Below are 12,246 nucleotides of genomic sequence, written 5' to 3' on the forward strand. Positions count from 1 at the left end.
GTGTCGCTCGCGCTATGGCAACAGTGTCTGGATTACCTGCAGGACGAACTGAATTCCCAGCAGTTCAATACCTGGATACGTCCGCTACAGGCGGAAGAAGGGGAGTCCAATGAACTGCGCTTGCTCGCTCCCAACCGCTTTGTACGTGATTGGGTAAGCGACAAGTATGCCAAGCGTATCAGCGAGCTGGTACGCGAGCTCGCCCCTGCCAAACCGCCCAAGGTGAGCTTGACGGTAGGTAGTCGCCGCACAGCTGTCCAGGCGCCGCAACCACGTGAGCTGGGTACCCCGATATCCGCCGACCCGCGCATGCCTTCGGCCCCGGCGGTGCATACGCCTGCGCGGGGGGACATCGGCGATGAACAAGAGATCGATCGGTTGCGTGAAGGCAATACCCCGGCTTCCCCGCGGCGTGGAAACGAGCGCCAAGTTCAAGTCGAAGGTAGCCTGAAACATAGCAGCGGATTGAACCCTAATTTTACTTTTGAAACCTTCGTTGAAGGTAAGTCGAACCAGTTGGCTCGGGCAGCGTCACGTCAGGTGTCGGAAAATCCGGGTGGTGCCTATAACCCGCTGTTCCTGTACGGCGGCGTTGGCCTGGGTAAGACCCACCTGATGCACGCGGTGGGGAATGCGCTGGCGACACGGCGCGAGAACGCCCGGGTGGTTTACCTGCACTCCGAGCGTTTCGTGGCGGATATGGTCAAGGCGCTCCAGCTCAATGCGATCAACGATTTCAAGCGCTTCTACCGTAGCGTGGATGCCTTGTTGATCGATGATATCCAGTTCTTTGCCGGCAAGGAGCGCTCCCAGGAGGAATTCTTCCACACCTTCAATGCGTTGCTGGAAGGCGGCCAGCAAATGATATTGACCTCGGACCGTTATCCCAAGGAAATCAGCGGGGTGGAGGAGCGCCTGAAATCCCGTTTCGGGTGGGGGCTGACGGTGGCAATCGAGCCTCCCGAGCTGGAAACCCGGGTCGCCATCCTGATGAAGAAAGCCGACCAGGCCAAAGTCGACTTGCCCCATGATGCGGCGTTCTTCATTGCTCAGAAAATTCGCTCCAATGTGCGTGAACTGGAAGGGGCGTTGAAGAAGGTGATCGCGGATTCGCACTTCATGGGCAAGACCATTACCCAGGATTTCATTCGCGAATCCCTGAAGGACCTGTTGGCGTTGCAGGACAAGCAGGTGGGTGTGGATAATATCCAGCGTACCGTGGCGGAGTACTACAAGATCAAGCTTGCGGATCTGCTTTCCAAGCGACGCTCCCGTTCCGTTGCCAGGCCACGTCAGGTGGCGATGGCGTTGGCCAAGGAACTGACCAACCATAGCTTGCCGGAAATCGGTGACGCCTTCGGGGGACGGGATCACACCACGGTATTGCACGCATGCCGAAAGGTTAAGGCATTACAGGAAGAGAGTGCGGATATCCGTGAGGATTACAAGAATCTACTGCGTCTTCTGACCAGTTGATACGGTGAGCTCGCCGGCCCATTTCCCAGGACCCATTTCCCCAGGACAACTGGAGTTAAGATGAAATTTTCCATTTCCCGTGAAGCGCTGTTGCGCCCGCTGACGCTGGTGGCCGGCGTGGTCGAACGGCGTCAGACTTTACCCGTGTTATCGAATGTATTGATTCAGGTCGAAGGCGACCATGTGGCATTGACTGGTACCGACCTGGAAGTCGAGCTGGTCGGCCGTACAGTGGCCAATCAAGTAGACGGTGAAGGCTCTGCTACCGTACCGGCACGCAAGCTGATGGATATCTGCAAGTCACTGCCGGAGCAGGCGGATATCCAGCTGGCGGTTGAAGATGGCCGAGCTGTATTACGTAGTGGGCGGTCGCGCTTTACGTTATCCACCCTGCCGGCGGCGGAATTTCCCAATATCGAGGGTGCCGAAGTCTCTCAGGAGCTCAGTCTGCCGCGGGGCACGTTGAAGCACTTGATTGAAGCAACATCATTCGCCATGGCGCAACAGGACGTACGCTACTACCTAAACGGCATGCTGCTGGAAATCCAGAACAATCTGATTCGCACGGTCGCTACCGACGGCCACCGCCTGGCGATGTGTTCTCGTCCGGTGGAAGTCAATGTCGAGCCTGCTCAGAAGCTGATCGTACCGCGTAAAGGGATACTGGAACTCTCCCGTCTGCTGGATGATAGCGACGAGCCGGTGAGCCTGACCCTAGGCGCCACCCATATACGCGCTCATACCGGCGATTTCACCTTCACTTCCAAGCTGATTGACGGCAAGTTTCCCGATTACGAGCGCGTTGTGCCGCGCGGTGGAGATAAGGTGATCATTGCCGAGCGTGCCGAGTTGCGCCAGGTCCTGTCGCGTACGGCCATCCTCTCCAACGAAAAGTACCGCGGTGTTCGGTTGTTGCTGGAAGAAGGCAACCTCAAGGTGATGGCCAACAACCCCGAACAGGAAGAAGCCGAGGAGAACGTTACCGTCGAATATAGCGGAGCGTCCATGGAGGTAGGGTTCAACGTGGGTTACCTGGTGGATGTGCTGACGGTGCTGAATGAAGACCGAGTACAGATGACACTGGCAGACCCCAACAGCAGTGCGCTGCTGGAAGAGCCGGGCGGCGGTGATGCACTTTACGTCGTCATGCCGATGCGCCTTTAAGCTTCCTTCTCTGCGCGAGACTTTTTTCGATACGGCGCCACTGCCTAGCAGGGTGCCGTTTTGCTTTCCTGGCTGTGATTGCCTGAACCTTATAGCGAGTCTTGATGAGCCTGGATCAACTGGTTTTCCAGGGGCTGAGAAATCTCCAGCCTTTGAAAATGGCACCCTCACCACGGATCAATATCGTTGTGGGTGACAACGGAAGCGGCAAGACCAGTCTGCTGGAGGGCGTACATATCCTGGGGATGGGGCGCTCGTTCCGTACCCGCCAGCTCAAGCATGCCATCGCCCACGATACGCCCCAGATGACGCTGCATGGGCGACTGGCGGGCGATACACCGACTACCCTTGGGATACGTCGTACCCGGGTCTCTAAGGAGCTGGAGATGCGTATACAAGGCCAGGCGGTACCGCGCCTGGCCGAGCTCTTGGAGGCGTTGCCCCTTCAGCTTATCAATCCGGATGCCTTTCGGCTGCTGGAGGGATCGCCGGCGGGTCGCCGTGAGTTTCTGGATTGGGGTGTGTTTCACGTGAAACATGATTTTCTCTCTATCTGGCGGCGTGTTAGGCGGGCCTTGAAACATCGGAATGCGCTGCTCAGGCATGATAGAATGGACGACCGCTCCCTGGCGGTATGGGAACATGAGCTGGCGACATGGGGTGAGCAACTCGATGAGCTGCGTAAAGCCTGGATACAGGACTTTATGCCGGTGTTCGAGGAGACCTTGGCAGCGTTACTACCCATGCCCGGGTTATCGTTGCGGTATGCCCGCGGTTGGGACAAGAACCGACGATTAGCAGATCTGCTGGCTCAGTCGAGAACGGTTGATCACCAGATGGGCTTTACTCAGCAAGGACCGCAGCGGGCCGATCTGCGTATTCGCCTGGGCAAGCAGCCAGCGGTTGAAGTGCTTTCCAGAGGCCAGCAGAAGCTGGTCGTCAGTGCCTTGAAATTAGCCCAGGGCCGGCTTCTGGAAAGCAAGACAGCAAGGCATTGTGTCTATTTGATTGACGATCTGCCAGCAGAGCTGGATGAGCGGCATCGCCATCGGTTCTGCCAATTACTCGAGCAGATGCAGTGCCAGGCATTTATTACCAGCGTCGAACCCACCGCTTTGAAAGAGGCTTGGCAGGCCGATACTTCGCTACAGATGTTTCACGTGAAACGTGGTGAGGATGGCACTAGCCGGCTGTTAACGGAAGGGTAGGCGACACGGAACGAGACTTCACGACGGAGTGGTCAATGAGCGAACAAGCTTACGACTCATCAAGTATCAAGGTTCTCAAGGGCCTGGATGCGGTACGCAAGCGTCCCGGCATGTATATCGGTGACACGGACGATGGGACCGGTCTGCATCACATGGTGTTCGAACTGGTGGACAACTCCATTGATGAAGCCTTGGCCGGACACTGTAGTGAAATTCGTGTCGTGATCCATCCCGATGAATCCATCACGGTCAGCGATAATGGCAGGGGTGTACCCACCGAGCTACATGAAGGCGAAGGAGTATCCGCCGCCGAAGTGATCATGACGGTTCTGCATGCCGGGGGGAAGTTCGACGACAATTCCTACAAGGTTTCCGGCGGGCTGCATGGCGTTGGCGTCTCGGTAGTGAACGCCTTGTCGGCAGAGCTTCGCTTGACGATCTGGCGACAGGGCGAAGTCTTCGAACAGCTGTACCGCCACGGTGTGCCCCAGGCCCCGCTGGCCGTGGTAGGTAATACCGAAAAAAGCGGCACTCGGGTCCATTTCCGGCCCTCATCGGAAACCTTCAGCAATATCGAATTCCATTACGATATTCTGGCCAAGCGTCTTCGCGAACTCTCCTTCCTGAATTCCGGCGTCGCCATTCGCTTGATTGACGAGCGTAGCGGCAAGGAAGAGCTCTTTCATTACGAGGGAGGGCTACGCGCTTTCGTCAACCACTTGAATACCAACAAGACGGTGCTCAATCCTGTCTTTCATTTCAATGCCGTGCGCGAGGATGGCGTGGAAGTGGAAGTGGCGATGCAGTGGAGCGAAGCGTTCACGGAAAATATTTTCTGTTACACCAACAATATCCCGCAACGGGATGGTGGTACGCACCTGGCGGGGTTCAGGGCAGCGCTGACACGTACCTTGAACCATTATATCGAAGCCGAAGGCCTATTGAAGAAGGCCAAGGTCGCGACCGCAGGCGACGATGCCCGGGAAGGCTTGACCGCGATCATCTCGGTGAAAGTTCCTGATCCCAAGTTCTCCTCGCAAACCAAGGACAAGCTGGTCTCCAGCGAAGTCAAGACGGCGGTGGAGCAGGAAATGGGGCGCTTGTTTGCCGAATACCTCATTGAAAAGCCCAATGAAGCCAAGGCCATCGTCAACAAGATGCTGGATGCGGCGAGAGCTCGCGAAGCGGCTCGCAAGGCACGTGATATGACGCGGCGAAAAGGCGCGCTGGATATCGCCGGCTTACCCGGTAAACTGGCCGATTGCCAGGAAAAGGACCCCAGCCAGTCTGAGCTTTATCTGGTAGAGGGTGATTCCGCGGGCGGAAGTGCCAAGCAGGGCCGGGATCGCCGCACGCAAGCCATCCTGCCGCTCAAGGGGAAGATCCTCAACGTGGAAAAAGCCCGCTTCGACAAGATGCTCTCTTCGGCGGAAGTTGGCACCTTGATTACCGCGCTGGGCTGCGGCATCGGACGCGAGGAGTTCAATCCAGACAAGCTGCGCTATCACTCGATCATCATCATGACCGATGCCGACGTGGATGGGTCTCACATTCGTACCCTGTTGTTGACGTTCTTCTTCCGTCAGATGCCCGAGCTGATCGAGCGCGGCCATGTATTCATCGCCCAGCCGCCGCTTTACAAGATCAAACGGGGCAAGCAGGAGCTCTACTTGAAGGACGAGCAGGCCATGGTGGACTACTTGACTACCACGGCCCTCGACGGTGCACGTCTGCATGTGAATGCCGATGCGCCGGGCATTTCCGGGTCGCAACTGGAAGCCTTGGTAAAACAGTATCGTGATGTCATGAGGCGTATAGATCGCCTGGCACGCGTATATCCCAGGGAAGTGCTGCGCAAGGTAGTGCATGCCGCTCATCTCGACGGTGAAGCTAGCCTCAAGGATCGGGTTACCATGCAGAACTGGATCGATGAGCTCCAGGCGCAGATGGATGACCAGGTCGCTTACGAAGGAGGGCCGCGGTATCACTTCAGCCTCAAGGAAGATACCGAGCGCGGTCTTTTCCTTCCGGCGGTGGCATTGGTCGCTCATGGCGTCACGACCGACTACGACTGGGGCCTCGATTTCTTCGAGAGTGTGGATTATCGCGCGATGGCGGAATTGGGCAACACTCTCGATGGCTTCCTGGAAGAGGGCGCCTACATTGCGCGTGGTGAACGCCAGCGTACCATCATGACGTTCAACGATGCCTTGGAGTGGCTGATGAGTGAAGGGCAGCGTGGTCTTTCCGTCCAGCGTTACAAGGGGCTGGGCGAAATGAATCCCGACCAGCTGTGGGAAACTACGATGGACCCGGATAGCCGGCGTATGCTGCGTGTCACGATCGAGGATGCCGTTGCCGCGGACATGATGTTCAATACCTTGATGGGTGATGAAGTGGAACCGCGGCGAGACTTTATCGAGTCCAACGCCTTGGTGGCGAACCTGGACGTATAACCCCCAACTACTGTTTCACGTGAAACAAAGCGCCGCGTTCAAAAAACGCGGCGCTTTTGGTTGGGGATATCTCATCTCCGAGTCAATTGGCTTATTGGCTCCGTTATCCTTTGGTCAACAACCAGTCGGTAAATGCGGCCAGATCGTCATATACTTCAACGTATTCCAGCTCCTTGCCTTGAGCTTCCGTGCGCCTGCCCTTGCCTGTTCGGACCAGTACCGGGCGACACCCCATAGCCTTTCCCGCCTGTAGATCGCGCAAGCTGTCACCCACCATCCAGCTCCTTTCCAATGAGTCGAACTTCAATGCATCGCGGATCTGACACAGCAATCCTGGTTTAGGCTTGCGACAATCGCAGCTATCGTCAGGTCCGTGAGGGCAAAACGCAATATGCGCAATAGCGCCGCCAGCTTCGCTTACCAGTTCTCGTAGGCGACTATGCATGCTCTCCAGCGTGGCGAGATCATAATAGCCCCGGCTGATACCCGACTGGTTGGTGGCGATGGCCAAGGTGTAACCCGCCCGAGAGAGTCTCGCCATGGCCAGAATCGCCTCAGGGTAGGGAAGCCACTCGTCCAGGGATTTTATGTAGGCGTCCGAGTCCTGATTGATGACGCCATCCCGGTCAAGAATGATCAATTTGGTTGCATCGCGTTTTTTCATGGCTGGGCTGTTCCGTGATTCGTTTCGAATCAGTAAGGGTTATAGGCGGTAATGTTTCACGTGAAACATAAGAGAAGGGAGGGGGGAGCCAGCCCCGTATACGAGGCTGGCAAGAGGAGGGGGTTACTGGGACAGTTGGGAGATATCGGCGATTTCTAGGAATAGTGCCTGTAGGCTGGCAAGCAGAGCCAGTCGATTACGCCGGATCTCTGCATCGTCGGCCATGACCATGACCTGATCGAAAAACGCATCCACAGGACCACGCAGGGTTGCCAATATATCCAGTGCTTCCATATAGCGAGCGTCGGCAAACAAGGGCAGCACGCTATCGCGACTCGTGGAGAGCGCGTGGTGAAGCGCTTTTTCCGCTTCTTCCTGCAGCAGCTCCGCATTCACCTGGGTCGATCCGTCATGGTCCTGTTTAGCCAGGATATTGGAGACCCGTTTGTTGGCAGCGGCCAAGGCACTAGCTTCCTCGCGCTGGGCAAAGGCCTTGACGGCCCGCAGGCGACGAGCGAAGTCCCATGGGCGGGTGACCGGGCGAGCCCGAACGGCAAGATAGACTTCGGCGGAGATGCCTTCTTCCTGTCCCCAGGCGCGGAAACGATCCAGCATATAGGTCAGCACGTCTTCGACCAGCCCGTCGGCCTTGGGCAGGCCGCTGTGCTGTTGTGCGGCGAGAGTCAGCAATTCACGCAGGTCCAGGTCGAGTTCGCCCTTCACCAGAATATTGATAACCCCGATAGCGGCACGGCGCAGGGCAAAGGGGTCCTTGGCGCCGGTAGGGCGCTGGCCGATACCGAAAATACCTACCAGCGTATCCAGGCGATCCGCCAGTGCCAGGGCTTGCCCGGTATGAGTGGAGGGGATGGCGTCGCTGGCAAAGCGAGGCAGATACTGCTCCTCCAGCGCTTGGGCAACCTCGTCGGGCTCACCATCCTGGGCAGCATAATAGCGGCCCATGATGCCTTGCAGCTCGGGAAACTCGAGCACCATCTCGGTTACCAGATCACATTTGGCAAGCTGTGCGGCGCGTTCGGCATGCTCGACACTACCGTGGATTTGCCGAGCGATGAAGCCAGCTACGGCTCCTGTGCGGCGCGCCTTGTCGGCCAGCGTGCCGAGCTGCTGCTGAAAAACGACGTGTTCCAGACTGGGAATTCGAGCGGCCAGCGTCTGCTTGCGGTCGGTTTCATAGAAGAATGCGGCATCCGCCAGGCGCGGGCGAATGACCTTTTCATTCCCTTCGATGACCTGCTGGGGATCGAGACTGTCGATATTGGAAATGGTGATGAACAGCGGCTTCAGCTTGCCGTCGTCATCCAGCAGGTGGAAGTACTTCTGGTTGGCTTTCATGGAGGAAATCAGACATTCCGCCGGTACCTCGAGAAAGCGTTCGTCGAAGCTTCCAGTCAAGGCTACGGGCCACTCCACCAAGCCGTTGACCTCGGTCAGCAGCTCTTCATCGATGACGGCATGAGCCTGCTGGACTTCAGCCTCGGCCAGCACTTGTTCGCGGATACGCTCACGACGTCGAGTGGCATCCACTAGCACATACGCCTCTTCCAGCGCCGCAACGTAGTCATCGGCGTGAGCCAGTTCGATGGGGTCAGGAGCGTGAAAGCGGTGACCGCGGGAGGTCCGTCCGGCATCCAGCCCCAAGGCCTGGGCGGGAATGATCTCGTTGCCGTAAAGCAGCACCAGCCAGTGCGCCGGACGCGAGAATTCCACTCGGGAAGAGCCCCAGCGCATGTTCTTGGGAACCGGTAGATCGGCAATGGTCTTGCGCACGATTTCCGGCAACAAGGCCTGCACGGCTTCGCCCTGCTGCTGTTCTCGGAAGCCGAGCCAGGTTCCCTTGTCGGTCTCCAAGTGGATCAGATCGTCGACGCTGACGCCACAGGAGCGTGCAAACCCTTCTGCCGCCTTGGTCGGTTGGCCGTCCTTGAACGCTGCCGCGAGAGCGGGGCCACGCCGTTCGACTTCACGGTCGGGCTGCTTGTCGGCCAGAGCTTTCACTTGTACGGCTAGACGACGTGGCGAGGAGTAGGCATTCAGGGAAGCGAAGTCGATTCCCGCCTCTTCCAGGCCCGAGCGGATGCCGGAAGCCAGTGCGTCGGACAGGTCCGGCAGCGCCTGGGGAGGAAGTTCCTCGGTGCCCAGTTCCAGCAATAAGGTAGTCGCAGCCATTTAAGAGTCTCCCTGTTCGGCCAGCAGTTCGCGGCGTAGTGATTCCGGGGCCAGGGGGAAGCCTGCCGCCTGGCGTGATTGGTAATAGGCGTGAGCCACATCACGAGCCATGGTACGAACGCGAAGAATGAAACGTTGGCGCTCCGTCACGGAAATGGCGTGGCGGGCGTCCAGCAGATTGAAGGTGTGCGAGGCCTTGAGCACCTGTTCGTAGGCCGGCAGAGGCAGGTTGGCTGCCAGCAGCTTGCTGCACTCCTGCTCCTGATGATCGAAAGCGGCAAACAACTGCGTCACATCGGCGTGCTCGAAATTGTAGGCGGACTGCTCGCGCTCGTTCTGCAGATAGACATCGCCGTAGGTAACCTTGCTGCCATCGGGGGCGATCGCCCATATCAGGTCATAAACGCTATCCACATCCTGCAGGTACATGGCGATACGCTCGAGCCCGTAGGTCAGCTCGCCGGTTACCGGATAGCACTCGATGCCCCCGGCCTGCTGGAAGTAGGTGAACTGGGTGACTTCCATGCCGTTGAGCCAGACTTCCCAGCCCAGGCCCCAGGCGCCCAGCGTGGGGGATTCCCAGTTATCCTCGACAAAGCGGATATCGTGAACCAGGGGGTCCAGACCCAGATGCTTTAGCGAGCCCAGGTAGAGATCCTGAAGATTGCTGGGAGACGGCTTCATCACTACCTGGAATTGATAATAGTGTTGCAGGCGGTTGGGGTTGTCTCCGTAGCGGCCGTCGGTAGGCCGGCGCGAAGGCTGAACGTAAGCCGAGTTCCAGGTTTCCGGTCCGATGGCCCGCAGGAACGTCGCGGGATGGAAGGTGCCGGCGCCCACTTCCATATCCAGCGGCTGCAGGATCACGCAGCCTTGTTCGGCCCAGTACTGTTGCAGGGCGAGGATCAAACCCTGAAAGGTCGACGCGTCTGGCGTCGAGCGAGTGTTTGTCGAGACAGTCATCGCGGAAAGCACCGTTGGCCATGAATTCACAAGAGGTCAAGTATACAATCCCAGGCAGATGGGTTATAGGCACGCATAGCCAAGACGAGGAATTCACCATGGCCAAGGGCAGGGGTTCGATATGATAGTAGTGACAGGCGGTGCCGGATTTATCGGTGCGAATCTGGTCAAGGCGCTCAATGCGCGGGGGCGTCACGATATTCTGGTGGTAGACGACCTGCGCGATGGGACCAAGTTCGTCAACCTGGCGGATTGCACGCTGGGGGATTACCTGGACAAGGACACGTTTCTGGATCGGGTAAAAGCGTCGCTGCGGGGCGAACCTATCGAACTCCCCGACATCGAGGCGATTTTCCATGAAGGTGCCTGCTCGGATACTACTGAGTGGGATGGTCGGTTCATGCTGGAAAACAACTTCGAATACTCCAAGGTGTTGCTCAATTTCTGCGAGCAGCGGGGGATTCCTTTCCTCTACGCTTCTTCTGCCGCCACTTATGGCGGCAGCGAAGTCTTCAAGGAGGAGCCGGAACATGAGAGGCCTCTCAACGTGTACGGTTATTCCAAGTTGCTGTTCGACCAGTATGTGCGCTCGCGCTGGGACGAGCTGACCACCCAGGTCGTCGGGTTTCGCTACTTCAACGTCTATGGTCCTCGTGAGCAGCATAAAGGCAAGATGGCGAGCGTGGCCTACCATCACCATATCCAGATTCGCAATGGCGAAACCCTCAAGCTTTTCGGCGCCTGGGATGGCTACGAGGCTGGCATGCAGAGCCGCGACTTCGTCTATGTCGGGGATGTGGTGGACGTCAATCTATGGTTTCTCGATCATCCCGAGCGCTCTGGTATCTTCAACCTGGGCACCGGGCGGGCCGAGCCGTTCAAGGCCATCGGCGAGGCGGTCATCGACTACTATCAGCGGGGAAATATCGATTACATTCCCTTCCCCGAGGAGCTCAAGGGGCGTTACCAGAGCTATACACGCGCTGATATCACCCGCTTGCGGAACGCCGGATGCGATGTACCGTTCAAGACGGTAGCGCAGGGCGTGCATGCGTACCTGGAGTGGCTGAATGGCTGACAAGGCATGGCGCATCCTGGTGGTGGGGCCATCATGGGTGGGTGACATGGTCATGGCCCAGAGCCTGTTCATGACCTTGAAGGCGCGCCACCCGCATTGTTATCTGGCGGTGGTGGCGCCCGAGTGGTCACAACCCATTCTGGCGCGCATGGCAGAGGTGGATGAAATCGTTCCGCTGGCAGTCGGGCATGGGACGTTGGGCTTGAGTGCCCGCCGTGCTGTCGCGCGGCAGCTACGTGGCCGGTTCGATGAAGCTATTGTCTTGCCGCGTTCCTGGAAGTCGGCTTTGGTGCCGTTTCTGGCCCGCATACCCCGGCGGACTGGCTTTCTGGGCGAGCAACGTTACGGCTTGCTGACCCAGCGGCGCCGGCTGGACAAACGAGTTCTGGACCAGACCGTGAAACGGTTCGTTTCCCTAGGGCTTCCGCTGGAGGAGACTGTAGAAGGCGATTTCGCTATTCCTTCTCCCCGTTTGCGCGTGGATGGCGATAACCTGGTCGAGTTGCGTCTGCAGCACTCGCTCTCCTCGCGTCCGGCTATCGCCTTGATGCCGGGCGCGGAATACGGCCCCGCCAAGCAGTGGCCGCTCGACCACTTTCATCGGTTGGCGAAGAAACTGGTGGATGAGGGATTTGAAATCCGCGTATTGGGCGGCCCCAAGGATGTCATGGCGGGAGATGAAATCGTGCAGGGGCTGGCCCACGCCCATAACCTGTGCGGCAAGACACGGTTGGCGGATGCCGTCGATCTCCTGGCAGATTGCCGCCAGGTGGTGACCAACGACTCCGGCTTGATGCATGTGGCGGCTGCAGTAGGGTCACGCATTCATGCCATCTACGGCTCCTCGTCTCCCAGCTACACGCCGCCATTGACCGATAACGCAGTGATTCACTATCTGGCGCTCTCATGTTCGCCATGCTTCAAGCGCACCTGCCCCCTGGGGCATACCAACTGTCTGAACCAACTGGACGTTGAGCGCCTGCATAAAGCGGTGACTGGAACCACCGAATACCTGGAGCCGCCTGTCTAGGTCAGGCGCCCAAGCCA

General features: G+C 58.1%; 8 protein-coding genes and 1 pseudogene. 6 read left to right on the forward strand and 3 right to left on the reverse strand.

Translation table 11 applies throughout. The annotated features are described in order from the left end of the window. Positions 1-52 precede the first annotated feature (52 nt). The 4 genes and pseudogenes from dnaA to gyrB all read left to right on the forward strand — a co-directional run. Positions 53-1,476 (forward strand): annotated as a pseudogene (dnaA, locus tag R5M92_RS00005) (chromosomal replication initiator protein DnaA); the annotation flags it as partial. Positions 1,477-1,536: 60 nt separating this feature from the next. Continuing rightward, positions 1,537-2,640 carry a DNA polymerase III subunit beta gene (dnaN, locus tag R5M92_RS00010; RefSeq protein WP_346796970.1) on the forward strand — a complete coding sequence of 368 codons (1,104 nt, stop codon included), beginning with the start codon at positions 1,537-1,539 and terminating at the stop codon, positions 2,638-2,640. Positions 2,641-2,744: 104 nt separating this feature from the next. Further along, the gene (gene recF, locus R5M92_RS00015; protein WP_346796971.1) at positions 2,745-3,848 is read left to right on the forward strand and encodes a DNA replication/repair protein RecF; all 1,104 of its coding nucleotides are present in this window, start codon (positions 2,745-2,747) and stop codon (positions 3,846-3,848) included. Between the two features lie 35 nt (positions 3,849-3,883). Next, complete coding sequence (gene gyrB, locus R5M92_RS00020; RefSeq protein WP_346796972.1) at positions 3,884-6,304, forward strand: DNA topoisomerase (ATP-hydrolyzing) subunit B; 2,421 nt, start codon at positions 3,884-3,886, stop codon at positions 6,302-6,304. Positions 6,305-6,407: 103 nt separating this feature from the next. Here gyrB and gmhB read toward each other — a convergent pair whose 3' ends face one another. The 3 genes from gmhB to glyQ form a co-directional block, all read right to left on the reverse strand. Beyond that, positions 6,408-6,968 (reverse strand): D-glycero-beta-D-manno-heptose 1,7-bisphosphate 7-phosphatase, encoded by a 561-nt coding sequence (gene gmhB, locus R5M92_RS00025; RefSeq protein ID WP_346796973.1) that lies wholly within the window; start codon positions 6,966-6,968, stop codon positions 6,408-6,410. Positions 6,969-7,091: 123 nt separating this feature from the next. Further along, a complete protein-coding gene (gene glyS, locus R5M92_RS00030; RefSeq protein WP_346796974.1) occupies positions 7,092-9,158 on the reverse strand; it encodes a glycine--tRNA ligase subunit beta in 2,067 nt (688 codons plus the stop codon). Next, entirely contained in the window at positions 9,159-10,121 is a 963-nt protein-coding gene (glyQ, locus tag R5M92_RS00035; protein WP_346796975.1) for a glycine--tRNA ligase subunit alpha, read from the reverse strand. 121 nt (positions 10,122-10,242) lie between these two features. Between glyQ and rfaD the strand changes: the two genes are divergently transcribed. Together rfaD and waaF are read left to right on the forward strand one after the other, a co-directional pair. Next, positions 10,243-11,199 (forward strand): ADP-glyceromanno-heptose 6-epimerase, encoded by a 957-nt coding sequence (rfaD, locus tag R5M92_RS00040; RefSeq protein WP_346796976.1) that lies wholly within the window; start codon positions 10,243-10,245, stop codon positions 11,197-11,199. Then, on the forward strand, positions 11,192-12,229 hold the full coding sequence (gene waaF, locus R5M92_RS00045) for a lipopolysaccharide heptosyltransferase II (RefSeq protein ID WP_346796977.1): 1,038 nt from the start codon (positions 11,192-11,194) through the stop codon (positions 12,227-12,229). Before rfaD ends, waaF begins: the two co-directional genes overlap by 8 nt. Positions 12,230-12,246 lie beyond the last annotated feature (17 nt).

Origin of the sequence: Halomonas sp. Bachu 37, assembly GCF_039691755.1 — a bacterium.
GTDB classification, from domain to species: Bacteria; Pseudomonadota; Gammaproteobacteria; order Pseudomonadales; family Halomonadaceae; genus Vreelandella; species Vreelandella kashgarensis.